The sequence below is a fragment of the Sphingobacterium griseoflavum genome (assembly GCF_014653155.1).
Classification (GTDB): Bacteria; Bacteroidota; Bacteroidia; order Sphingobacteriales; family Sphingobacteriaceae; genus Sphingobacterium; species Sphingobacterium griseoflavum.
Genome location: NZ_BNAF01000006.1, coordinates 245,745 through 269,911, shown reverse-complemented (window position 1 = coordinate 269,911; position 24,167 = coordinate 245,745). Strand labels below are relative to the sequence as shown.

Annotated in this window: 20 protein-coding genes; 5 read left to right on the top strand and 15 right to left on the bottom strand. The window is 45.2% G+C overall.

The features are described 5' to 3' along the window. Positions 1-13: 13 nt before the first annotated feature. The 4 genes from IE165_RS09860 to IE165_RS09845 all read right to left on the bottom strand — a co-directional run bounded on the left by IE165_RS09860 (position 14) and on the right by IE165_RS09845 (position 3,969). Entirely contained in the window at positions 14-850 is an 837-nt protein-coding gene (locus IE165_RS09860) for a sulfurtransferase (RefSeq protein WP_189626442.1), read from the bottom strand. Positions 851-871: 21 nt separating this feature from the next. Next, positions 872-2,185, bottom strand: coding sequence for an MFS transporter (locus tag IE165_RS09855; RefSeq protein ID WP_189626441.1), 1,314 nt, complete (start codon positions 2,183-2,185; stop codon positions 872-874). Positions 2,186-2,321: 136 nt separating this feature from the next. Beyond that, positions 2,322-2,513 (bottom strand): 30S ribosomal protein S21, encoded by a 192-nt coding sequence (gene rpsU / locus IE165_RS09850; protein ID WP_189626440.1) that lies wholly within the window; start codon positions 2,511-2,513, stop codon positions 2,322-2,324. 106 nt (positions 2,514-2,619) lie between these two features. After that, entirely contained in the window at positions 2,620-3,969 is a 1,350-nt protein-coding gene (locus IE165_RS09845; RefSeq protein ID WP_189626439.1) for a S41 family peptidase, read from the bottom strand. A gap of 373 nt (positions 3,970-4,342) precedes the next feature. Between IE165_RS09845 and IE165_RS09840 the strand changes: the two genes are divergently transcribed. Beyond that, positions 4,343-4,720, top strand: coding sequence for an RNA polymerase sigma factor (locus IE165_RS09840; protein ID WP_189626438.1), 378 nt, complete (start codon positions 4,343-4,345; stop codon positions 4,718-4,720). A gap of 101 nt (positions 4,721-4,821) precedes the next feature. Here IE165_RS09840 and IE165_RS09835 read toward each other — a convergent pair whose 3' ends face one another. The 3 genes from IE165_RS09835 to IE165_RS09825 form a co-directional block, all read right to left on the bottom strand. After that, complete coding sequence (locus IE165_RS09835; protein WP_189626437.1) at positions 4,822-5,013, bottom strand: cold-shock protein; 192 nt, start codon at positions 5,011-5,013, stop codon at positions 4,822-4,824. A gap of 360 nt (positions 5,014-5,373) precedes the next feature. Next, positions 5,374-5,802: an EamA family transporter gene (locus IE165_RS09830; protein ID WP_189626436.1), complete on the bottom strand. Its 429-nt coding sequence runs from the start codon at positions 5,800-5,802 to the stop codon at positions 5,374-5,376. Between the two features lie 131 nt (positions 5,803-5,933). Next, on the bottom strand, positions 5,934-7,655 hold the full coding sequence (locus IE165_RS09825) for an FAD/NAD(P)-binding protein (RefSeq protein ID WP_189626435.1): 1,722 nt from the start codon (positions 7,653-7,655) through the stop codon (positions 5,934-5,936). 169 nt (positions 7,656-7,824) lie between these two features. Here IE165_RS09825 and IE165_RS09820 point away from each other — a divergent pair, with 169 nt between their 5' ends. Continuing rightward, a complete protein-coding gene (locus IE165_RS09820) occupies positions 7,825-8,082 on the top strand; it encodes a DUF3072 domain-containing protein (protein ID WP_189626434.1) in 258 nt (85 codons plus the stop codon). Between the two features lie 81 nt (positions 8,083-8,163). Here the strand turns inward: IE165_RS09820 and IE165_RS09815 are convergent, their stop codons facing one another. The 7 genes from IE165_RS09815 to IE165_RS09785 form a co-directional block, all read right to left on the bottom strand. Further along, the gene (locus IE165_RS09815; RefSeq protein ID WP_229826492.1) at positions 8,164-9,150 is read right to left on the bottom strand and encodes an SDR family oxidoreductase; all 987 of its coding nucleotides are present in this window, start codon (positions 9,148-9,150) and stop codon (positions 8,164-8,166) included. 56 nt (positions 9,151-9,206) lie between these two features. Continuing rightward, positions 9,207-10,223, bottom strand: coding sequence for an SDR family NAD(P)-dependent oxidoreductase (locus IE165_RS09810; protein ID WP_189626432.1), 1,017 nt, complete (start codon positions 10,221-10,223; stop codon positions 9,207-9,209). Positions 10,224-10,325: 102 nt separating this feature from the next. Continuing rightward, entirely contained in the window at positions 10,326-11,483 is a 1,158-nt protein-coding gene (locus tag IE165_RS09805) for a zinc-dependent alcohol dehydrogenase (protein WP_189626431.1), read from the bottom strand. 287 nt (positions 11,484-11,770) lie between these two features. After that, entirely contained in the window at positions 11,771-13,906 is a 2,136-nt protein-coding gene (locus IE165_RS09800) for a catalase (RefSeq protein WP_189626430.1), read from the bottom strand. Positions 13,907-14,035: 129 nt separating this feature from the next. Continuing rightward, a complete protein-coding gene (locus IE165_RS09795; RefSeq protein ID WP_189626429.1) occupies positions 14,036-14,251 on the bottom strand; it encodes a hypothetical protein in 216 nt (71 codons plus the stop codon). A gap of 318 nt (positions 14,252-14,569) precedes the next feature. Then, the gene (locus tag IE165_RS09790; RefSeq protein WP_189626428.1) at positions 14,570-15,967 is read right to left on the bottom strand and encodes an NAD-dependent succinate-semialdehyde dehydrogenase; all 1,398 of its coding nucleotides are present in this window, start codon (positions 15,965-15,967) and stop codon (positions 14,570-14,572) included. An 88-nt stretch (positions 15,968-16,055) separates the two neighbouring features. After that, positions 16,056-16,829, bottom strand: a complete 774-nt coding sequence (locus IE165_RS09785) for a TspO-related membrane protein (protein ID WP_189626427.1) — start codon at positions 16,827-16,829, stop codon at positions 16,056-16,058. A gap of 491 nt (positions 16,830-17,320) precedes the next feature. On the opposite strand from IE165_RS09785, the gene IE165_RS09780 reads away from it, so the two are divergent. Genes IE165_RS09780 through IE165_RS09770 form a run of 3 tightly spaced genes read left to right on the top strand, consistent with a single transcriptional unit; the run spans position 17,321 to position 20,319 of the window. After that, positions 17,321-18,406, top strand: coding sequence for a glycosyltransferase family 4 protein (locus IE165_RS09780; RefSeq protein WP_189626426.1), 1,086 nt, complete (start codon positions 17,321-17,323; stop codon positions 18,404-18,406). After that, positions 18,396-19,502 (top strand): glycosyltransferase, encoded by a 1,107-nt coding sequence (locus IE165_RS09775; RefSeq protein ID WP_189626425.1) that lies wholly within the window; start codon positions 18,396-18,398, stop codon positions 19,500-19,502. Before IE165_RS09780 ends, IE165_RS09775 begins: the two co-directional genes overlap by 11 nt. Then, positions 19,495-20,319 (top strand): galactosyltransferase-related protein, encoded by an 825-nt coding sequence (locus IE165_RS09770; protein ID WP_189626424.1) that lies wholly within the window; start codon positions 19,495-19,497, stop codon positions 20,317-20,319. The genes IE165_RS09775 and IE165_RS09770 overlap by 8 nt, the downstream gene beginning before the upstream one ends. 524 nt (positions 20,320-20,843) lie before the next feature. Here the strand turns inward: IE165_RS09770 and IE165_RS09765 are convergent. Further along, a complete protein-coding gene (locus IE165_RS09765) occupies positions 20,844-23,630 on the bottom strand; it encodes a glycoside hydrolase family 2 protein (protein WP_229826491.1) in 2,787 nt (928 codons plus the stop codon). Positions 23,631-24,167 lie beyond the last annotated feature (537 nt).

Genomic DNA, 24,167 nt, shown 5'->3' with positions numbered 1-24,167 from the left:
ACGCATTGTTGCCTTAGTCTTTAGGTTGTCTTGGTAAATCATTCCTTGACCATTCGCTCCACGAACCTACATACAAGTTCGGGATGTCGTATCCGGCATGCGCTAGTGCTAAGATGCTGTGGCAAGCGGTAACGCCCGAACCACAGTGTATCGCGATATCCTTGGCATCCCTCCTTCCAAGAATGGGCTCATACAACAGACGAAGCATTTCCGGATCTTTGAAGAACCCATCGCTATTTAGGTTGCCCATAAAGGGAACATTGATGGCCGTAGGGATGTGACCGGCAATAAGGTCAATCGGTTCGGTTAGGCCTTCGTAGCGTGCCGCTTCACGCACATCGATAATCAGCTTGCTGTCTTGGATTGTCCATGCGTCTATCTCCTCTAATGCTTTCGTCGGTAATTGCCACTGTTCAAACCTATATCTAGTTGGTTCTGGCACAAGTTCTTCGCCCTCACTTAGCGGAAAACCAGCTTCCCTAGCGGCTCGAAAGCCACCATCCAACACCTGTACCTTGTCAACGCCTGCCGCCCGCGCCATCCACCAAAAACGTGCCGCCGCATTAGCGGCATTTAGCCTATCATATACCACGATATGGCTCTCCGCGTCTATCCCTAATGTTGAAAGTGTTTCCGAAAATGCGGGGACGGAAGGTAAGGGATGCCTACCCCCGAGCCGCGGATCGTTCACAGCAGATAAATCCCGATCGAGATCCACAAACAGTCCGTTCAATAAATGGCTAGACTCGTACGTCTTTCTTGCTTCCGCACCGGAAGTGGCATCAATAATCACGAAGTTTTCCTGTCCATATAGCGCCTGAAGTTCTGCAGCTTTAATAATCGATTTCATAAGCGATGTTCTTGGTATATATCAATGAAAAGATGATGTTTTTTTGGTGTCCTTCATAAAGGAATACACCAACAGGGAGATAAATATACAGCCTGTAACGTAATAGAAGAAATACTGCTCCTGCCCTATATGCTTGAACCATAAGGCTACATATTCGCACGTACCTCCAAATATAGCCACGGTAAGGGAGTAGGGTAATCCAACTCCCAGCGCACGTATATTGGTTGGAAAAAGCTCCGCCTTCACGACCGCATTAATCGCCGTGTAGCCGCTCACAATGATCAATGCCAGCATAATAATCAGAAAGGCCGTCCATAGACCCGTAGCGCTATCGAGTTGACCCAGCTTGCTGAGCATAGGCACCGTGCATAGGCTACCCAAAACACCGAAGCCGATGAGCAGGGGCTTTCTGCCAATCCTATCGGACAGCAAGCCAAATAGTGGCTGCAGCAGGGCAAAGATCAGTAAAGAGGTAAAGGTGATCAACGTAGAATCTTCTTTGGAAAAGCCGACCGTGTTGATCAGGTACTTCTGCATATAGGTAGAATACGTATAAAAGGCAACTGTTCCTCCCAAGGTCAGGCCGAAGACCGTGATCAAGGCTTTCGGATGCTTCAGCAGCTCTGCCACCGAGCCGCTATGTTTTTTCGATGGCTTGTTGGCCATGTTCGACGAACTTTGCTTAAACGCTTCGGTTTCGGCCATATGGCTACGCAAGTATAGCGCAACCAACGATAGTGCCGCTCCGATAAAGAACGGTACACGCCATCCCCATGCGTTCATTTGCCCTTCATCGAGCAGCATCTTTTGCAGAAGGAGTTGAATACCCAATGCAATGAGCTGCCCACCAATTAACGTGACATATTGAAAACTGGAGAAAAAGCCGCGCCTGTTTGCAGTGGCCATTTCACTGAGATAGGTTGCGGAGGTACCGTACTCGCCGCCAACGCTCAATCCCTGCAACAAGCGAGCGATCAACAAAAGAGCGGGTGCAAATAATCCTATAGACTGGTAGGAAGGTGTAAGCGCAATCAGCAGCGAACCAAAGGACATCAACAAGACAGAAATCGTCATAGAGAATTTCCGTCCGGCTTTGTCGGCTAAGCTGCCAAATAGCCAACCACCTATAGGCCGCATCAGAAATCCGACGGCAAATATACCCGCCGTGTTTAAGAGCTGCGCCGTGGGGCTGCTGTCCGGAAAGAAAATCGGTGCAAAATAAATCGAGAATGCAGAATAGGCATACCAGTCGTACCATTCCACTAAATTGCCAATGGAGCCGCTAACAATGGCTCGAAGCCTAGATGTCGTCGATACTTCGTGTGAATGTTCCATATATTTAACGGGATTAAATATACAGCAAAAATTGGTTTCCAACGAGAAAAAGCAGGTCGACATGCTAGAACCTGCCGGTCATATACAAAAAAAGAGGACTATTGCTAGTCCTCTCCTTATATCATATAAACCGAAATTAACCGTTGTCTTGGTTTAATCCCTGTTTGTAGATTGCTTTTTTAACTTGGGTACGACGAGTAACTGATCTTTTCTCGTATGCTTGACGTGAACGTAGCTCGCGCAATACACCAGTTTTTTCAAATTTCTTTTTGAAACGTTTCAACGCTCTGTCTAGAGATTCTCCTTCTTTTACATTTACGATAATCATGTGCTTTATATACCTCCTTTCGTGCCCTTTTAGTTTTTTTGTGATTGCAAAGGTAGCATAAAAAAACAATAAGGTCAAATAATAAAGGAAATATGGCAAAAAAAACCTACATTTCGCTCCACTCCCGGAATCGGTCGCTTACGAAATCGACCCATCTGTTTTCACCAACAGTTTTGTCCAAATAAAAATCAGGATGTATACCTAAATCATCAACAGCCATTTCAGGAATACGCAAAGAGCGCGAGATGCAATATTCAAATATGAAATCTCCACTGGGCGATCGAGCCTCTACCATGTTGGAAACGTCCAGCGCACCGCCGGTCTTTCTCCCGAAAAATTTCACTTTACGACTTTGTTTCGCTACTAAAATAAACTGTTCCGTTGTACTAAAATTGTTTTCATGAATAATGATACCGACGTTTTTTGGATTGGGCAATACCTCTCCTTTTTTCGTTACGGCCACATCTCTTCCGAATATATTGACAAATTCGCCCAAGTGGGCGTTCAACGTGTTTTGTATCGCGCGATACGATTCTTTTTCTTCTTCATCGGTTTCTGGGTCATTTATGAGACTGTCCCATATTTCATTATTCCGCTGGGTGGAACGCACCTCTGCCATGACGGTTCGGGTGCTGCCTGTGGACAGGTATGGCAGCAGCTTAGCAAAGTTGTTATCTTGTCCACCTTGGCAGTCGCGAAGGTCAATGATTAGATTTGGACATGTACGGATAACTTGGTCAAACTCGTTTAGCACACTATCGATAGCTCTTTTATTAAACGAAAAAGAAGGAATGCGGAGGTATACTGTTTGTTCGTCCCGCTTGTAGGCGAAAGTTGCGTCGGAGTTCTTCAGTCGGTAAAATTCTTCACTACTGGTATCCAAAGGGGCATGTGGGTAGATGCGTTTTAGGGTTAGTTGATCGACTAGTAGCAGCTTATTGTCTAGTAGCCTTATCCGTTGAATAGGAACAGGACGAAAGGTAGACATAAAACGGGTACCCGATTGCAACTTTTCATCGAGCTGGAACAAGAGTTGTCCCGCTCGCCATTCGTCCATATCTTTTAAAATACTAGCCTCGTAACCGGTATGCATATGCTTTACCAAAACAGTAATATCGTTGTTTTGCCATATTCCTTCGATGTTTTTCAGGTCACTGCCTACCCCTGCCAGGTTGGCCTTAAACTCTACGGTGTCAATAGGTTGTGTCATGAAGCGCGGTTCCCAAATATTCGATCTAACCTGCTTCGCTTGTGTAGCCTTGGTTTTAGTCAAACGGAAATGATCCGTCCGAAAAAACTTGAGCCAATCTTCCAAAAGCTGTTGGCATTCATCATAATCGGTAATCTTAGCTGCCCGTCGCGACAATGTTTCGTTGTGAGCTGCGTAGGCCATGCTACCTTTGCGATCCAAAATGTGTTGAAAGCCTGCATCATTTTTCTCGAAAGTTTCCCTCATCCAGTCTAAATTTGAGCGACAATTACAATCTTGAGCCACAGCGGCCGACATCCACACAGATGCCAATACGGCAAGTATTATTCGAAACATAGAATAGTTAATAAGATTTAGATGGCTCAAATATCAGCATTTGCTATCAAATTAGCAATATTGGTCAACGATAGGCCTTTTTAACCGTTAAACTTTCAAAAAAGTAATGGCCTTGGAATATTTTGAGGATATGAGGGAAACTCAACGTCAACTCACCCTATAGCGTTCTGTAGGCAGCGCCATATTGCACAATAAAAAATAGTTAAAACTAATTGTTCGGATCTCGGTTCTATAAAAGATATGTATAAACCTTTTTGAAATAAAAGAACACCACTATTGTCATATGGGATCAGTAAATTATACGGGAGAAAAAGAGTTTTTGGCAGCACTAGCTCGTCGGGACAGGAAGAGTTTCGATCTTTTGTATGATCGATATGGGCCGACCATATTCCATTTCATACAAAAATGTATGCTCGTTGAGCACCATACCGATGAAGTCTTCAAAATGGTGATCGCTGAAATATGGGAAAATCTAAGCAATTTTCAAGATACGAAACAGACATTTTCTGATTGGGTAATGAGCTTGACAGGTCGGGTGATACACCGGTATTTAAAGCAAAAACCGACGGAAACGACAGCCGAGGGACAGGTTGACCAGACTTCTTTATTTTTAGCAAAGGAAATAATAAACAATATTCGCAAGAAATCGATGGTGGATTAACTTCGCATATTTCCCATTTATTAAAAATAAAAATGCGGCAAAGGATTACACCAATTGCCGCATGATTGTTATCACACATGGGAAATCAAATTTCCACAATCTTAAGCTACGCGGACATTAATGGCGTTAACACCTTTTTTGCCATTCTCTATATCGAATGTGACATTGTCATTTTCTCTTACATCATTGATCAAACCTGATATATGTACGAAAACATCATCGCCGCCATTCTGTGGTGTAATAAAACCGAAACCCTTGGTTACGTTAAAGAATTTTACTGTTCCTTCTTGCATTTTGTATTATATTAATTATGTATTGTATTGAATTTTGTTTGTATTCGCTTTGGACATATGCCGGATGTTGATGCACAACATTTATTAAGCAATTTGTATTTTAATCCCGCTTCACCCAAAGAGCAAACCGGTATCCAAACCATCACGAAAAATAAGGAGCTGAAAAAGCGAACGCTGAGAGAGAAAGTATAAAACTAAACAGTTTCAGAAAGCATCGGCAGAGCCTGATCGTATACAAATGTATGTAAAATATATTTAATATACGGACTTTAAATAAGTTATTTTTTTTAACATTGATTAGGTAAATCTTTACACTGTGATAAACTCTATATTCCTATAAATTTTGTTAGAAATCGGCACCTATGCGTTTTTTTCAGAAAGCGCTATTAAAACGGCGCCCGCTATCATCACCGTTCCTCCTACCACAATTTGCCAAGTCACTCTCTCCTTCAAAAAAATGATAGCCAGTATAATGGCTATAACCAACGACGTCCGCTCTATGGTTGCGACGTAAGAGGCAGGCCCCATCGACAGTGCTTTATACGAAAATAGGGTTGACAGGGTGGTGCATACACCAGCTGCTAGAAGAAAGATCCAGGCGTTCCTATCGATGGTTTTCCATGCATAAAAATTTCCTTGAATGAGTACCACAGACCAAGTAATCATTAAGATCAGCACGGCTTGTATCGCGAATGCCAGGCTTGAGTCTACATTCTTTAGGCCGGCTTTGGTCAATACGATAACCAGCGCAGCCGAAATAGCGGCCATGACCGCCCATAAGATCCACATATCCTTTTGTTTTATTAATAACGGAGATAGGATAAAAAAGATTTCTTCAAATGCAGATTGCCCCGCAAAGACGTTGATCCTACAGATTATCAGTTATCATGCGGCCTATTTATCGCGCTTTCCATAGTTTATTATATTTGCATGCCAAGCGCCTCTACAACGCGCATACTAGCTTCCTCCGTAAAGTCTAAACCGGAATAATCCGGATTAAATCCTCCAATGAACGGTACAGCAAGCATGTAAAGTCTTTCATTAACTCGTCCGTATACGTCAGTAAGCTGAAAATAGTCGTTAATGGCCAGCCCGGGCAACTGCATGTAGAAATTGCCATCTTGACCTTTTCCCACACCTTTTATACCATTCGCATACGCTTCCGCTCCATTCAGCTGAGAACGGAATTTGACCATGGCGGGCGCAACCGTCTCGGATTTCTTCAAACTTTCAAATGGCAGATCAGACATTGACAACATAGGTTGTCCCACACAGTCGACGAACATCGTATACCTATCGGACACCTGCTGACCAGATTGATCCGTATAGTGATAGCGCACCCCTCCGGTTTCAAGAGGCTCCACTTTGCTCTCTTCGCCTACCTCCTGTAGCGATAGTACGCCTGCCTGGTGAAGCGCCAATAGTTCTTCCACAGATTGCTGTGGCACAAAGGCAATGACGATACTGATCAGAGGCTTGAGTGTTTTCTGAAGCCTTAACATATCTTCTGCAGAGAAGTATTTCGCAGGGTAGTTCATCGTATAGCTCAGCACGGCCAACATCTCTTTCCAATATATGGATGTTCTATTGCGGATGGAGCGCGCCGCTTCGCGATATTCTTGCTCCAGCAACTCAAATGGATCGATATCTTCCCTATATTCCATCATCTTTTCTACAAATTCTTCCATGGTCAGCGCGTTGACCGTGTCTTTCATAGCTGAGCCGTACTTGTTTATGCGGTCCAAGAAGACATGCTCATAGAGATAATCCAGGGGTATGAAACCTTCATTTTCGGATTTGATTTGCTCGATCTCCTCCATGGACAACAATTCGCCTCTGCCCAGTTGGGCATCTTCTAGATGAAACCGAACGGCGGGCAGCAAGCCATTTCGAGCATGCATCACCAATCTAAACTCCTCACTATCGGGGTTACGTCTATAGGCAATCGAACCGGCAGTTGTTTCATAAAAGTAACCGTTGTTTCTTGCCAAGGTACGGACAGCATCGATAGCTGTCAACGATGCACCACGTATCGCTATGGCATAGTTATTTTTACCGTTTAATTTTGCTGGTGGATAGGGAGAATCGAAATAACCTTCGACACGACCTTCATTGTGCTTAGGCCAGAAATGTCCTGAACATATAATCGCCTTGTCAACAATGGTGCGGCCATTTGTATGGACAATCGTCACGCTCGAGCTGGCAGGTAGATCAATGATATCAATCACTTCACACTGATAGTGGATCTTTATATCAAACCCCTTTGCCGCGCAGCGATGAGCAAGTCTAGCAAATTCGTCGGATAGATAGGACCCTAAAAACAATCTTGGCAATGCTTTATACGCGTTAAATTCCTCTGCACTTACTGAAAAGCGGTCCAGCATGGTTTTTTCCTGCTTATTCACCCACGTTTCTATCGAGCGAAGGACTGCTGGCAGTTCATTTGCAGAAACATTGGCGATATGTTCGTCTGCGGCACCAAGTTGGCTGTATGGCATGCCTGCACCGACTGTAGCTTCCCTTTCGAACACGTCGATCGATAAGTTGCCCTCAAAATGATCCAATAAGCGCTGGATCAACAACAATCCCATCGGACCACCACCAACGATGGCCAACTGGATGAATGTACTGCTTTTCCTCATGAAAATTACGGTGATTTGTAGTATAAACCATTGATAACGCAAATCGGTTTGAGCTGATCTACATATTTTCTGCCGCGCAGCGCAATGTTGTCTGATCCTATTCCTTGCCAGCATCTTTAGCTCAAAACTATTTATAGGTCTTAGCGGTTCGTAAGATAAACAAGATATCATGGAAGAAAATAATGGAAAGAAGGAAGTAACCGAGCGCGATGGGCAGGTAAACTCCAACCTTCAAAAAAATCCCGATGAGTGGACAACAGGAGACGAACCGATGACCGGTGCACAGTCTTCCTATTTGAAAACATTATCCGATGAAGCAGGTGTCCCTTTTGCAACAGATCTAACAAAAGCCGAGGCAGCAAAGCGAATCGATGAATTACAGCATCTCACTGGTAGGGGCTTAGACAATTCATCGCGGAAGGACTAACATAAGCCTTCCGAAAGGACAAAAATTAAAGAGGCGAAAAGCTATGCACCGCTTTTCGCCTCTATCTCTGATGGCTATTTTTTATGGATGGCCACCCCCTCCGGCAGCGCCATAGATCTGTCCGGTGGCGTAACTGCCACCGTTATCGGCAAGCTGCACAAAAATTGAAGCCAACTCGGCTGGTTGTCCGGCGCGTTGCAACGGCGTATCTCCACCAAAGTTCTCCAATTTATCTTGTTCCTGACCGCCGCAAACCTGTAGTGGCGTCCATACTGGCCCAGGCGATACGCCATTTACCCGAATACCCTTTGGTCCAAGCTGCTTGGATAGCGATTTCACATAGGCAACATTAGCAGCTTTTGTTTGCGCATAATCAAAGAGATTCTCGGATGGATCGTATGCTTGGACGGAGGTGGTGGCAATTATTGATGCACCTTCAGGGAGGTGTAGCAATGCTGCTTTCGTAATCCAAAACAAAGCATATATATTGGTCTTCATGGTGGCATCGAAACTTTCGTCGCTAATATCCATGATGGAGAGATTGCTTTTCTGATAGCCTGCATTGTTCACCAAGATATCCAATCCACCCAATTGCGCAACGGTTTTCTCCACCAGTTTCTGACAAAATTCTTTATCCGTGATATCGCCGGGAATGGCGACTGCTTTTCTGCCCGCTTGCTCGATCAGCTTTATGACCTGTTGCGCGTCTTCTTCCTCGGCCGGGAGGTAGTTTATGGCGACATCAGCGCCTTCCCTTGCGTAAGCGATTGCCGCAGCTCTCCCTATCCCCGAATCGCCGCCCGTAATAAGTGCTTTTCGCCCCTGTAAACGACCACTTCCTTTATAGGATTTTTCGCCATGATCCGGTAGTGGATCCATCTTGGAAGCTAAACCCGGGTGGGGCTGTTTTTGTTTTGGATATGGTGGCTGGGGATATTTGTTAACGGGATTTTCCAGTACGGCAGGTTGGCTATCCCCCTCCACCTTGGTGCCCCCAGCTATCGTTGGCGCAACCACCAGGGTGGCTACCGTTGTGCCAAGTCCTTTCAGTGCATTTCTTCTATTCATATTGCTTGTTTCTTGTTTCATTGTATTACGCTATTATTTTGTTCAACAATCCTTATTTACTCGTGTTGGTTGTAAATCTGAGCAGCCATGTCCGTTGTTCGTGTCAGCGCGTTGCGACTCAGCATCGATTCGCTTTCATATCCTTTTTTTTCCACAGCATTATGGCTTTTTGGCATCAGCCGATTCGCCAATCCCGATGTTTGGGCGATGATGGATGGACATAATGCCTGCAGTGCTATTGCTATTTTTGCCGTTAAAGTCAAGGTTATTTCAACTTTTTCGGCGGCTATGCCATCGACAATTTGTTGCGCAGCATTCGCCGCACTTTGCGATAAAAATGGGAGTGAATCAGCAATTTTAAACCACGCATACTCTTTGCGATGATGTCCCTTCACCGTGATGTTTCTGGGACTGCCGGTTCGCATTAAATTGGGAACCACGGTGGTCACCTTGATCCGCTCCGCTGCTAACTCCGCAGTAAGGCCCTGACTTAATCCCATCATTGCAAATTTGCTCACGCTATATGGTAACATATGCGGTACAGCAATTTTTCCGCCAATCGACGTGATATTTACGATGTGCCCGACACCTGCTACTTTGAAGTATGGCGCGATTGCTTGCGTACAGTAGAGACTCGACCAACAATTCGTCTCCATAATTTTCTTATAATCGGCCACCTCCATAACATCCTTTGGCCCTACCAACATGGCGCCAGCATTATTGATCAAGATATCTATACGGCCATATCGTGCGTGCACCTGTTGCATCAGATGTTCTACCTGCGCAATATTGGTCACATCGGCGGAGTGGGTGAATACCTCGGCACCCGTCCTTCGAAGCGCTTCTTCTACTTTCTGTAAATGTTTATCACTTCTTCCACAAAGCGCCAACAATGCACCGCGCCTAGCAAATTCCTTGGCTAACGCCAAGCCCAAACCTCGAGAACCACCGGTAATCAAAACGATCTTACCATTCAGGTTCATCCGATTTAGTCGCCTGCGTGTCGCTTGCACCATGGCTGCTCCGATCAATCCCATTACAGAAATTTTCAGCACTTGTCCTATATTCATCATGTGTGTCTCCTATATAATATATTGATCTATACCGATCAGTTAAACCACCTGCTGCCTCCCATCGGCACATTGGACCCTGTTCGTCAGCCGATAGATGACCTACTACGGCTTCAATACGACTTTCACGCAATCATCTTCTTTTTTATCGAAAATCGCGTAGCCATGTTCCGCTTCGCTTAGCGGGAGACTGTGCGTGATAATATCATCCAATACTACTTTGTTTGCATTCACGAGCTCGATCAATTTATCGATGTAGTTGAGGACGGGCGCTTGTCCTTGTTTAATGGTGATTCCTTTGTCAAAGATGCGATGCAACGGAAAATTATCGTAAGTTGACCCATAAACGCCGACAATCGAAACCGTTCCCATTCTACGAACCGCTTTGAAACACATGTCCAATACCTTCATCGATCCCACTTCGAAATTTACGGATGCTTTCACTTTGTCGAAAAATCCACGTTCGGGCTCAAACCCAACTGCATCGACGCACACGTCTGCTCCCCGCCCTCTTGTCATTTCCCGGATAGCTTCGATGACATCGACTTTGTTGGGATTCAATATGTCCACGTTATTAACGGCTTTTGCTTTCTCAAGGCGATAATCCAATGGGTCAATGGCGATGACGCGACCGGCTCCGTTGAGCCAAGCTGCTTTCTGTGCCATAAGGCCAACGGGACCCGAACCGAAAATTGCGACGACCTCGCCGCCTTTCAGCTGCGCCCAATCGATCGCCGACCAACCCGTCGGAAATATATCCGTCAGAAATAGAGCCTGCTCGTCCGTGAGGTGTTCAGGGACAATACGCGGACTGATATCTGCATAAGGGACGCGGACATACTCTGCTTGCCCGCCGGAATAACCGCCATATAGATCGGTGTAACCGAATAGTGCCGCACCCTTTTCGTCTAACATATCTCCGTTTGGACCGTAATGCTTATAATTTGAATTTTCGCACGCAGGAGAGGCTTCATGCGTACAGAAAAAACAGGTTCCACAGGATATAGGAAAGGGGACAACAACGCGATCACCCTTTTTTAAATTCGTAATTTCCGCGCCCACTTCTTCCACAATTCCCATGAACTCATGCCCCATGATAAGCTCATTCTTCTGCGGTACAGCACCGTTCAAAATGTGTAAATCTGAGCCGCAAATGGCGGTAGACGTAACTTTTAGAATAACATCACGCGCATCTAAAAGTTTAGGATCTTCTACGTTGTCTACACTGATGTGGCCGGGTTTATGAAATACTGCTGCTTTCATCTTTTTTTATGTTTATGGGTGAATAATTTTGCTTTTTCAGTTTGTATCTGCGTTTAAGGTATGCTCGTTAGAAGAACGCCGTAATAAAATAATGGTTTTCCTACGCGATCGAATGAGGTACGAAATGTTTTATCTGTAAGTGCTGATCTGCTGGAAGATGGGTTAATAAGGAAATTTTCGGGATAAATTCTCGTTATAGCGATAAATACGGTTTCGCTATAAGAAAAAATACCACAAGGTGGGCCTCTAAAAGTTGAAGCCTCACCTTGCGATAAGTTCGTTGCAGCCTATACGGCGATATGGGACGTCTGCGGCTCTCTTTCCCAATTTCGATGCAGCGCAATGGCATCGACGAATTTCTTCGGATCAGCGTCCGAAAAAATAGCTTTATCCGACGGGAAATCTTTGGCTGCGGTACGGTCACGCAGCGCCAGTGCTTTCCCAGCGAATGCAATGGCTTTGCAGTGCTTTACAGCTTCGTTAATAAATTTTAAGGCTTTGCCGTTCTCCTGTAAGCTATCTACACTCGACTGCCCGCATGGCACAAATACAGCGTCATAAAAAACACTTTCTGTTGTCGACAATGGCGCATCCACCTTATGTTTCATGCCTTTATTGCATGTAATGTTGCCACCGCTTGGAGAGACAATCTTAACGAGGGCTCCTTCGGCTTTCAAGGCAGCCTCGATAGCCGAAAAGGTATCCATATCAAATCCGTTGTCTACCAAAGCCGCCACTTGCCGACCCTCGATCGGTGTGGGTTTCTTGATATCTTGACTTAACGCTGCCGAAGATTCTAGGTAATGTTTTGCTTTTCCCGGTTGCTGCGAATTTGGGTCTGCATCTGCGCCGATATTGCGATTGATCGGCCCCTCAACCTCTTTTGGAATAGGCAGACCAATATTTTCGGCAACACGCGAAGCTAGGCTGTGGTCAATTTGATCCAAAAGGTACAGCATGCGTGATTTGATTGCGTTGATCAAGCATTTTCCCAACTCAAAAGAATAGGCACTAATGACATGCTCCTGCTCCCATTTTGCTAGGCTGCGATACAATAGAGCCGGTTGTGAAAAGTGATCACTAAAGCTTTCCGAACGACCACGAATCTTCTTGCCGTCGATCCTTTCCTCATAACTGGTAAATCCACCTTCGGCGGCCTTAGCAAGAAAAGGACAGCCTCCCCCCATTGTATTTGGGTGATAGGCCACTTTTCCCTTGTTTATCGTGGTTCGCATCTGGGCATCGCGTTGATTATTATGCACCGGTGAAACGGATCGATTGATGGGTATTTCATGGAAATTAGGACTTCCCAATCGAGACAACTGGGTGTCGGTATACGAGAATAAGCGACCTTGAAGCAACGGATCGTTTGTGAAGTCGATTCCCGGCACAATATGACCAGGATGAAAGGCGACCTGTTCTGTTTCGGCAAAGAAATTGTCCGGGTTGCGATCCAATGTCATTTTTCCAACAAGACGAACGGGAACCAGCTCCTCAGGAATCAGCTTTGTTGCATCCAATAGATCAAACTCGAACTTATGCTCGTCTTCTTCCGCTATGATTTGCAACCCTAATTCCCATGACGGGAAAATCCCCTGTTCTATAGCGTCCCATAAATCGCGGCGATGGAAATCCGGATCAGCACCATTAATCTTCAGCGCCTCATCCCAAGTTACCGAATGCACACCCAACGCAGGTTTCCAATGGAACCGAACGAAATGGGATTTACCGGCGTCATTAATCAACCTAAATGTATGTATTCCAAAACCTTCCATCATACGAAGGCTGCGCGGTATAGCGCGATCGCTCATGGCCCACATGTGGTTGTGCAACGTCTCTGTAGCGAGCGAAACAAAATCATAAAACGTATCGTGTGCAGATGCTGCCTGTGGAATTTCATTATCGGGTTCGGGTTTCACCGAATGGATCAGATCCGGAAACTTCATCGCATCCTGAATGAAGAAGACAGGCGTGTTATTTCCTACGAGATCAAAGATACCTTCCTCGGTATAGAATTTTACTGCAAATCCCCGAATATCGCGTGCTAAATCTGCGGAGCCCTTGCTTCCCGCGACGGTCGAAAATCGAACAAATACGGGTGTTCGGACGCCTACTTTCGTAAATATTCCTGCGCGCGAAAGATTACTGAGGTCTTCGTAAAGCTCGAAATACCCATGTGCAGCGCTCCCGCGAGCATGTACAATACGTTCGGGGATACGCTCATGGTCAAAATGCGTAATCTTCTCACGCAGAATAAAGTCTTCCAACAGGCTGGCACCACGCTCGCCAGCCTTCAGGGAATCTGCATCATTATTGATTTTCACGCCTTGATCTGTGGTCATGACGTTATCGGATCCATCCGTTGTGCATTTAGCTAGATCTTGTTCTTTTGCTCCTTGGGGTGTCGATGTTTTCTTCTTCATGTTGTAATCCTTCGTTTGAGATTTTGCAAAGAACGCCACACGAGCGAGATAGTTTCGTGGACGTACGATTTAACAATAAAAAAGCAGGGTGACATCCTTTTTCATGATGGCACCCTGTCTTTCATTTGTCTACTTCTTGGTTTTTTTTTCCTTTGGCCTGTCGGTCGGATCGTTTGGCATCGTGTTCAATTGTTCGGCCTGCGGATCCACTCCTGCTTCAGCATCTCCATCCTTTGTCTTTTCCGTCTTTTCTACCACTGATCCTAACTCTCTGTAGGTCTTTCCTTCGCGTTTCTTTTCCGTTTCGCGAATACCGTTGGTTTCATTTTCTACTTTCGTTCCCATAACTTCTATAAAAATTAGACACTGTTATTATCCATTATATCTTCCAACGAACGGTAACAACAAAAAAAAGTTCAAAAATAAATATCCGAACGGCTTTCTTAACATGTTCGCAGATCGGATGTTTTAACGTGTTGCTGCAGGTAACGTGCAGAAAACGATTCGTGCGAAACAACGTTCTTGGTAGACTCAACCCGTATTGAAAAATGAACAAGAGACAAAAACATAACCTGATCTGGTTCTTGCTTGTTCCTGCAGGCATCTACCTACTGGGCAGGCTTATCATCCTGCTTTATCTCCTGTTGGATAAATAGGCTCCTCTTAATAAGGTGCATCGATTTCCGTTATGCGGATAAGTTTTCGATTGACGAACTCCGTTAACGCAATCCATGAGAGCTCTTTTCCATAGCCCGAGTTTTTGACTCCTCCAAAAGGTAGCGCAGGTGATGATGTCGTCGGTCTATTGATAAATACCATACCTGTTTCTATCCTCTTTGCTACCGCCTTCGCTTCTTCTACATCTTCAGAGAAGATTGTTCCACCAAGACCGTAGGGCGAATCGTTTGCTATCGCTATGGCCTCATCTTGATCCTTTGCACGAATTACGGCAGCGACGGGACCGAATATTTCGTCGTCATAAGCCGCTTGGCCTTTCTGCACGTTTGTCAATAAGGTCGGCTCGATAAAGTAGCCCTTTCTATCCATTCGGCGGCCGCCTATTTCCAAGGTCGCTCCGTTGTCCACACTATTATTTACCTGTTCTAGAACGGTTTCAAGCTGCTTTTCCGAACTCATTGGCCCCATATCCACATTGCTATCCAAAGGGTCACCTACTTTGATATCTGTTATGGCTGCCTTTAATTTAGCGACGAATTCGTCATGCACAGCATCCACTACGATAAGTCGTTTTGAGGATGTGCAGACTTGGCCCGCATTCGCAAAGCGCCCCAATATTGCACCCTTCACTGCTTTGTCGATATCTGCGTTTTCGAGCACCAAAAACGGATCGGAACCTCCAAGTTCCATCACTGTTTTCTTAACATATTTACCGGCAATCGCCGCGACCTTTGCTCCCGCTGCGTCGCTGCCGGTCAGCGCGACGCCTTTTATCCGTTTATCAGCGATCAATTCCTCGATGTTTTCGTTGTCGAAGGAGAAAGTGCTGTATAGATGTTGAGGAAAGCCCGCTTCGTCAAAGATCTTTTGAATAGCCATGCCGCATCCGAAAGTGGATTTAGCAGGTTTAACGATAATGGCGTTTCCTGCCACCAAATTGGGTGCTGCTAATCGAACAAGCTGCGAGAATGGAAAATTCCAAGGCTGGATAGACAGGATAACCCCTGTTGGCTCATAGCTTACCAATGCCGTACCATGTTCCACTTCCTCAATCGGCCTATCGCTAAGGTATTTGGTAGCGTAGCGCGCGTAATAGCGGAGAATAGCGATACAGTAATCCACCTCCCCCTCACCTAGTGTTACCGGTTTGCCCATCTCCCTTGCGGCAAGCTCCGCTAATGATGTCTTTTGTTCTTCCATCAGGTCGGCGGCACGCGACAGGTATGGAACCCTATCTGCGACCGATAGCAGTTTCCACGACTCGTGAAAAACTTTATCTGCTGCATCTATCCGCTCTTTGATTTCTTCGGTAGCGTTTATTTCGTAAGACTGCAACACTTGTTCCGTATACGGATTGATGGTGTTGAATGTTGTTCCTGCCATGTTATATCCTTTATTTATGTAACGTAAGTTTGTGAGATTTGTTTAGATCGATTTCATTATGTACGCGCATATCACCTCTTTATCTTCATCAGGATATCTTCTGTTTATAAGACTTAAAAAAATTAAACAGTATGGCTATGGATAGAATCCCAGACATGGCATAACAAGCGTAAATGATGGTGGAGCCATTGCTGTTTTGGTTGGCAGCAATCGCCAACAAGGCCCATATGCCGACAACGCCAAACGCACGCATGTTCCTTCTCAGAACCATATAGAGGTTTACGATGCCGGCAACGCCTATCATCATCACCGTCCACTGCATTGCGGAAAGCCCGAAACCTTCCCAACCATTCTTAACGAGAAGTGACGCAACGTTGGCAATGATGGCTACCGATATCCAGCCCGTATAAAGCGAGAATGGAAGTGCGATGAAAAGATAGTCCTTCCATTTCCGCGCAACGATATTTAGCTCTAGTCTCTTGACAAGAACCAATAGCGTGAGTAACAAAACAACCATCAGTCCCACACTTAGTAACGTGTAATGACTTAGCCAAGACACGATCCATAGCATATTCGCCAGGCAGGATATGCAGAAGAGCCAACCAATTTTTCCTATTACAGGCTTTGCTATCCTGTTGCTTAGCAGAGGTAATCCTGTGTATAGCACAAAGGCCAACAGACCCAAATAGATGATGCCCCAAATGGAAAATGCATACCCCGCGGGTGTAAAATGGGTGAAGTAAGTGTCAGAAACCGTCTTCATCGTGTTTCCCCCAAATATACCTGTATTTGAGAGGTAATTCACGATGACCATTAGTACGAAACCAATACCATTCAGTAGTGCATATTTTTTTTTGTTCATAGCTGATTCGAGCGTTATAAATGATCAATTTTACGTTTTTAATGATCGGACTATAGCCCGTCACTTTAACATATTTATTCATGTGTGCAAACAGCGGTAATGGGCATAAGGTTTTACGAACAGGTTTTTTTTGTTTTTGCCAAAAAACGGGTTAATCTTTACGCCCCACACAAACATAACCAGTTTGGGGTTTAGGCAAAGAATTATTCAGGCACGTATTTATTTTCTATCGTTGCATCTAATACCTGATTGTGTTACGCTACCGAAAATTTGTTAGCGGCGAATTCAATTACACGAAATGTTGTAACGGTAATCCATATGCAGGAATTCGTTCAGAGACAGTTTATTATTAGCGATCGTGGGTCAATCGGTTTAAATACAATGAGCTGCTATTTGTACGCAAAGGTTGATTCATGCAAAAATAGCTGGTACGCACAATAGAACTATACGGGTGTAGGGCAGTTATAGTAACGTTCTGAAATAAAGGAAATATGAAAATAGGCATTATAGCACATTTAAAACACCCCATTCGCAAACCGTTTATGGGTGGTCTGGAGGCTTTCACACATGATATCACCAAGCTTTTGATAGCGCGTGGTCATGAAGTTACCCTGTTTGCCAGCGAGTTGTCTGATCCCGCATTAAATGTGTATCCGATCATGAGTGATATGGACTACGATCGCGAAACCCTCAGTAGATTTCGATCGCACGAGATGAGCGAGGATTTTATTTCTACACATCACGCTTATTTGGAACTCATGCAGGATATCGACATGATGGGGTTCGATATCTTGTTCAACAATAGTTTGAACTACGTTCCGATAACAATGTCGTCCATATGCAAGACACCGATGGTCACCGTACTGCACACCCCTCCTATTTTCGAGATGAAACGTGCTACCGCCAAAGAGCAAAAAGTAGGAAATGTTACCTATGTTTCGGTTTCAAAGCCCAATGCAGATGCTTGGAAACCCTACGTCAACGATTGCTCGGTGATTAACAACGGCATAGATTTAGATGAGTGGACGTTTCAGCCTAGCAATGCGAAAGAATATGTGCTCTGGTTCGGTCGAATCCATCCGGATAAAGGGACCCATCTTGCTATCCAAGCGGCAAAGATAGCTGGAAAGAAGATCAAACTGGCTGGTTCCGTTGCCGACAGGCACTATTTTGAAACGTTTGTCGAACCTTTGCTGGATGATCATGCGGAATGGGTTTCGCACTGCACACATGCAGAGTTAAACACGTTGATTGGGCATGCGGAGGTCAGCATCATCACGCCTTGCTGGGATGAGCCGTTTGGTTTGGTTGTTGCAGAAAGTCTTGCCTGCGGCACACCGGTTGCCGGTATTGCGCGTGGTGCGTTACCAAGCATTCTCAACCAACAAACGGGTGTGCTAACCAAATCTTGCGATCCGGAAGAGATTGCGCGATGCATTCAGTTGGCGAGCAAACTAGATCGGGAAAACTGTAGAACACATGCAACGGCCCACCTCTGTAGGATCGCCATGGTCGAACAATATGAACACCTTTTTTCGGAAGTAATACATAAAAACTTCTTTCGATATGCCATATAGTTTCAGCTACTATGTGCATCATCACGGTGCCGGCCACATTACGCGCGCAATTGCTATTGCCAAAGAATTGTTAGCACATGACGATTGTACCATCACCTTTTTAGGAACAGGTTTATCTGCCTATGCAGATGAGATACCTGAATCGGTAAACCTGATCGAACTACCCGCCGACTTACCGACAGAAAGCGATCGCTATCAGCGAACGGAGTCGCTTAGCCACCTGCATTATTCACCGCTAAATGTGGCAGGCTTACTAAATAGAAACCATATGATCGTGGACCACTTTCAACGGGAACCGCATACGCTATGCATCGTTGATGTATCTTGCGAAGTGGCGCAGTTAGCGCGCCTATGCGGCATCCCCACTGTTGTTATACGGCAGCATGGTCAACGAGAAGATCTTCCACATCAATTGACCTATGAGAGCGCGGCTTGTATCATTGCCCCCTATGCAAAATCCATGAGTGCTGCGCTGGAAGAAGGTCGGTATGATGAAAAGACCTTATACAGTGGTGGTTTTTCCCGATTCTGCGATGTTGCTGCTCCCACCGTGGAAAACGAAAATCAGTTGGCATTGTTAATCGGAAAAGGAGGCACCAGCTTCGATGCAAAATGGGTGAACGAATTGCGCAGGCAGCTTCCAGACCATTTCACACTCCATATCTTGGGAAACCTTGACATTGCCGACAGTTATGATAACCTCGTTGTGCATGGCCATGTAGCTGATCCACTAGCGATTATTCAGCAATCTGCCATTATTTTTTGCAATGCGGGGCACAATACTGTTATGGAAATGGCGTCGTTACGCAAGCGTATGGTTTGCATTCCAGCCTCCCGCCCTTTTAACGAACAAAACGTGAAGGCCGAACATTTGGAGCGTCTACAGCTCGCATTAGTCATTCGCGAAGAGCAGCTCTTCCGGACAGATTGGAACGATATCATCCATCAAGCCCGCGGGCTGGATACCGGCCGTTGGTCGTCCATCATGGATAACCGCGCGCTGTCTAAAATTGCAAATCGGCTACGGCAAGTTTATGCATCGTTTTTTACAACGCCGCCAACAACAACGAACACCATCACATATACCTATGCGTGAACCTTTTACCTTGCTTACCATCGTGCATGGACGCGAACAGGCATTGCGTAATCAGCTGCTTGCGGTCGCGATGAACACCGTACTTCCGACAGAAGTTATCATCGTGCATATGAACGAACCGATAAAGGAACTTCCTAATCTGCCATACACGGTGCGACAGCTATGCCAGCAAAGCGATCTTGGCTTAAATCTTGCCGCTGCAAGAAACTATGCGATGAGGCATTCGCACACGGAAAGAAACATTTTCTTGGATGTAGATTGTATCCCGTCAGCTACGCTGTTTGAAGAATATATGGTCGCTTTCGCTGGCGAGGATTATTTAGTGAGCGGACGAGTACGCTACCTGTCTCGCGAGCAGACCTCATCCCTAGACCTCTCTGGCAACCTCATCGAAAATAGCCAGCCAGATCCCGTTCGCTCCCGTTTCGATCAATTTACCCATGAGCTTTTTTGGACCTTAAATTTTGGGTGTACAAAGCAAACATTTACCAAAATTGGCGGATTTGACGAGCGGTTTTCCGGCTATGGCGCGGAAGATACCGACTTTGCTTTCGCGGCACGCGAACAGGGTATTGATATCCTAACAATAAATGCTACTGCATTTCATCAGTACCATCCCAGTTATGCTCCGCCATTGAATCATATCGTCGACATTTTACACAACGCCGATTATTTTTACAATAAGTGGGGTAAATGGCCTATGGAAGGGTGGTTAAAGGCTTTTGAAGAGCGCGGCTACATAGCGTGGACAGCTGCCGAGATTGAGCTGCTACGGCAGCCAACACCTGAAGAAATAGCTTCCACCTTGAAAGAGTAGCCTGTTCAGCGATCTCATTCACGTCACATTTGTAGCAGGTTAAAGAACCAAACGTATCTAATGATTGTTTAAAGAGGAGGAAGTGTATAATGAAAAATTTGCTTTATTATCGACAAAACTAAGTAGTAGAAATTGCCTCCTATATTTATAAAAACACAAAGTTATGGCAGAAAAAAAAGAAAAAGATCCTTGTTGGTCGGGATATAAAAAAGAAGGAACCAAAAAGAAAGATGGAAAAACAGTCCCAAACTGCGTAAAAACATCATCTAAAAAGTGATATGTTTGATGAGCAAGAAGGCATACATCAAGAAATCAAGTTTGTCCAAACGCACCATCTTTTTAAAGGCTTTTTAAAAAGATAGTGCGTTTCTTGTAGGAGTTTGATGTAAGGTTATGGCGTACCCTCCCACCGCTGTAACATCTGCTACATCCGGGCGAGAACGTTAAGTCGATTTGTTCATATGGAGTTATAAGCCGTCTTTCGAACGTATTTTTATGAGCTTCATACATTGATTTAAACTAATCTATAGAAATTTAAAGTACAGACGATTGACCATATTCGGTGTTCCACTGAATGTCTTAAAGGTGTGTACTTGTGATTGTGGCCCCATTTCCTTTGCGTCGGAAAATTTCGTACCAACCGATGGTATTGCGTCCATAAAAGAGATATCACCTTTTGGATATTTCGGGAACGTATAGTTACGTTGGCTATCATAAAATTTTTGTGCGGTGGGTGTAAACAGATGGAGGTTAAGGTCTTCCGAGGTGCTGTAGACCTCAAACGGAACATCGGTATGCAACCTCATACCATAAAAAAGGGAATAGTATCCTTTGAACTCAGGATAGTTCCAGTCCTCTCCCGTAATGGCGTCATTATAAAGCTTATGCCATACATCAATGCGTCCGCCTTTCATTCGGTTATTGTAAACGCGGTATGGCCCGTTCGCCAACAAAGTCGCACCTTCTACAGGTTTTTCCGGAAAGCTAAAAGTGACACCAGCCATTTCCATACGGTCGCGCGGTCGATAGTCGTAGTCCAGCTGTAGGATACCATCTCCTTTCATTGTCCAGGAAAAACGATACGCAGTTCCGCCGCGTTGATACCCATAACGGGCCTCGATACGCACCATGGTATCCGTTACAAAAGAGGTGACGCTCTGACATTCGATGGATTCATCCGTTATGAGCAAAGGACCGTTGGACAACGGTACTGCCCCCATTTTGGTTTGGATCGCTTCCAGCAACCCCGTCGACTTATTGATAGATACCGTCGCCTTCTCCGTCTTTATATGGAATAAAGAGTCGAGTTCTGTCAGATGGACTTGATCGACATTGGGCGAGTCTTGGTTCAGGATCTGGCGGACGAAAGCGGCCGGCGAACTTATCTCGTAACTCCAAGTAAAAAGCTCTTCTCCGAATGGATCCTTGGCGGTCACATAAAGCATATCATAGTCCTTCCAGTTTTCAGGTCGTTGCAGCTGCAACAAACCATTTGATCCGGGTTGTATGTCGGGCGATGCTATTGCACCATCCACGGATTTCGGCTCTTCGTTCAGGCCTGAGAATTTCTTAAATGTGTAGGCGAACTGACAAGCGTCCGTATTGGTAAAGTCGTATCTGTTTTCGATCAAAAATGAGCCATCCCAGCTCGCGGTGATATATTTTTTTTCGATGTGGATCGGCGACCAAATTTCTTTGATGGTATAGAAACTTCCTTCCTTTTCCCTGAATGGACCAACAATCCCATCCGCCCCGTGATCCCGGTCGGTATCTATGCTGTTGTTTCTATCTGTTCGCACGATACCTTGATCGGCAAAGTCCCACAAAAACATGCCCGCTGATAGGGGGTTCGATCGCATGAGGTTCCAAAAATCGTCTAGCCCGGCTCCGTGCCCGCCATCGTACAAGCCATGGATCAGTTCAGTAGGCATAAAGATATCGCGGCCATTGAACATATTTTTTATACCACTATGGTAGGATATATAATGAACCGTATTGATTCCCCCAAACAAGCCAAATGGGTGTATTACGGTTCGTTTTTGGATATCCAGCGCACCAAAAATTGGATCTAGCTCAAGATTAAAGCCTCCCTCATTGCCGTTAGCCCAAAAAATAATGGATGGATGGTTGATGTCACGTGTCACCATCTCTTTGACCAGTGCAGTCCCGACTTTGGTATCGTAAGGCGGCTTCTGCCAGGCGCATAGCTCATTAATGACATACAAACCCAAGGAGTCGCACAGTTCCAAAAAATGTTTATCAGGAGGGTAGTGCGACATGCGCACTGCATTCATGTTCATCTCCTTGATCAGGCGAACATCCTGTAAGCTCTGTTCACGACTTACGGTACGTCCGGTTGTCGGCCAGAAGCAGTGACGATTCACGCCCTTGAAGCGCATCCTTTTACCGTTGATATAGACGCCATCCCGCTCCCGCACCTCTATTGTACGGAACCCAAACCGCTCGGTAATTTGATGCAGCGGCTTTCCGTTTTGCATCAAGGTGATGACAGCCTTATACAAATTGGGCGCCTCACTGGACCAAGGTTGTATGGTTTCTATCGACGCATCAGCGAGCAGCCGTTTCGTCGGGGATGCTACCGCGGACATAAAAGTCTTCATTTTTTCCCCAGTCCGTATATCAACAATGTCAACCTGTACATTGGCCTTATCCAATTCCTGTTCCAATATGACCTCGACGCTTATTTTACCGTCTGCCTTGGCATCTATACCGCTGTATACGATATGTGATTTAGGTAACGCTTCTATATATACAGGTCTGTAAATACCGCCAAAAATCCAAAAGTCAGCGTCACGCTCCGCACTATTTACACTTGAATTGGCGGACATTTTGCTGACGTCTACAGCCAACTGATTACTCTTTTTGAAACTAACCAAGTCGGTTATTTCTCGCTTGAATCTATAAAAGGCGCCTTGGTGGATATCACCGGCCTGCTTGCCGTTGACTTCAATTTTGGTGTCTGTCATCGCGCCATCAAAAACGATATAGATCCGTTTATCTTTCCAACTAGCGGGCAATTCAAAAGAGGTCTTGTACCGCCCCTCCTCCGAAGCCTTGCCCTTATCGTGTCCATAGTTGTATGTACCAAAGCCTTCTTGTTCCCAACACGATGGAACGGGTATTTTGGTCCAATAACCACTTTGCCGCCCAGCCGTGCAGTAGAAATCCCACATCTTGGCATCCGCTCTGCTTTGACCGGACAACATTATTTTTTCCGTCGGCTGTCCGTGAACGGAGGTCATTAGGATCTGGAATAAGGCAATAAAAAGATAGAGTGGGTTCCGCATCATTAGTAGTTGTTTGTTATCAAAAATCGGAAAAAGTGCGGATCACAGCATCATGATCGCTCAAAACCGTCTGTAGGCTTGTTTATCAACCCTCTTTTCCGCATGGGAGCCAACTCAATTAACTGCGTAGGCTCAGACAAGCAAGAATACCGCTTTGGCGGCAAAGAGAAATGATATCCCTTGCAATAAATGATAAGTGTGCCGCCTAGTAAGGTTGATCTCTTTGGCTAAAATAGCAAGCAATCGATTCATTATTACAGGACTGCGACATCGCTTTGGATCCAAATTATGAAATAAAAAAGCGGCATCTTAAAAAAATCGTTTATTTATTCACGAAAACGTTTTCAATATACCCTAAATAACATGTTGATCTGATATGGATAGTAAGCAAAATAGGGTTAATCGCAATTAACCCTATTTCAAAAGTTCAGGATTCTATTAAATTGTAGCCCGTCCGCCTGTAGCTGGAATTGTAGCGCCCGCTACGTATGACGCTGCATCGGATGCTAAAAACACCTATATCGGGGCCATTTCTGCGGG

Coding starts and splice junctions, on each gene's coding strand:
- IE165_RS09860 (WP_189626442.1), bottom strand. CDS start 850: ATGAAATCGATTATTAAAGCTGCAGAACTTCAGGCGCTATATGGACAG.
- IE165_RS09855 (WP_189626441.1), bottom strand. CDS start 2,185: ATGGAACATTCACACGAAGTATCGACGACATCTAGGCTTCGAGCCATT.
- rpsU (WP_189626440.1), bottom strand. CDS start 2,513: ATGATTATCGTAAATGTAAAAGAAGGAGAATCTCTAGACAGAGCGTTG.
- IE165_RS09845 (WP_189626439.1), bottom strand. CDS start 3,969: ATGAGGGAAACTTTCGAGAAAAATGATGCAGGCTTTCAACACATTTTG.
- IE165_RS09840 (WP_189626438.1), top strand. CDS start 4,343: ATGGGATCAGTAAATTATACGGGAGAAAAAGAGTTTTTGGCAGCACTA.
- IE165_RS09835 (WP_189626437.1), bottom strand. CDS start 5,013: ATGCAAGAAGGAACAGTAAAATTCTTTAACGTAACCAAGGGTTTCGGT.
- IE165_RS09830 (WP_189626436.1), bottom strand. CDS start 5,802: ATGTGGATCTTATGGGCGGTCATGGCCGCTATTTCGGCTGCGCTGGTT.
- IE165_RS09825 (WP_189626435.1), bottom strand. CDS start 7,655: ATGAGGAAAAGCAGTACATTCATCCAGTTGGCCATCGTTGGTGGTGGT.
- IE165_RS09820 (WP_189626434.1), top strand. CDS start 7,825: ATGGAAGAAAATAATGGAAAGAAGGAAGTAACCGAGCGCGATGGGCAG.
- IE165_RS09815 (WP_229826492.1), bottom strand. CDS start 9,150: ATGAATAGAAGAAATGCACTGAAAGGACTTGGCACAACGGTAGCCACC.
- IE165_RS09810 (WP_189626432.1), bottom strand. CDS start 10,223: ATGATGAATATAGGACAAGTGCTGAAAATTTCTGTAATGGGATTGATC.
- IE165_RS09805 (WP_189626431.1), bottom strand. CDS start 11,483: ATGAAAGCAGCAGTATTTCATAAACCCGGCCACATCAGTGTAGACAAC.
- IE165_RS09800 (WP_189626430.1), bottom strand. CDS start 13,906: ATGAAGAAGAAAACATCGACACCCCAAGGAGCAAAAGAACAAGATCTA.
- IE165_RS09795 (WP_189626429.1), bottom strand. CDS start 14,251: ATGGGAACGAAAGTAGAAAATGAAACCAACGGTATTCGCGAAACGGAA.
- IE165_RS09790 (WP_189626428.1), bottom strand. CDS start 15,967: ATGGCAGGAACAACATTCAACACCATCAATCCGTATACGGAACAAGTG.
- IE165_RS09785 (WP_189626427.1), bottom strand. CDS start 16,829: ATGAACAAAAAAAAATATGCACTACTGAATGGTATTGGTTTCGTACTA.
- IE165_RS09780 (WP_189626426.1), top strand. CDS start 17,321: ATGAAAATAGGCATTATAGCACATTTAAAACACCCCATTCGCAAACCG.
- IE165_RS09775 (WP_189626425.1), top strand. CDS start 18,396: ATGCCATATAGTTTCAGCTACTATGTGCATCATCACGGTGCCGGCCAC.
- IE165_RS09770 (WP_189626424.1), top strand. CDS start 19,495: ATGCGTGAACCTTTTACCTTGCTTACCATCGTGCATGGACGCGAACAG.
- IE165_RS09765 (WP_229826491.1), bottom strand. CDS start 23,630: ATGATGCGGAACCCACTCTATCTTTTTATTGCCTTATTCCAGATCCTA.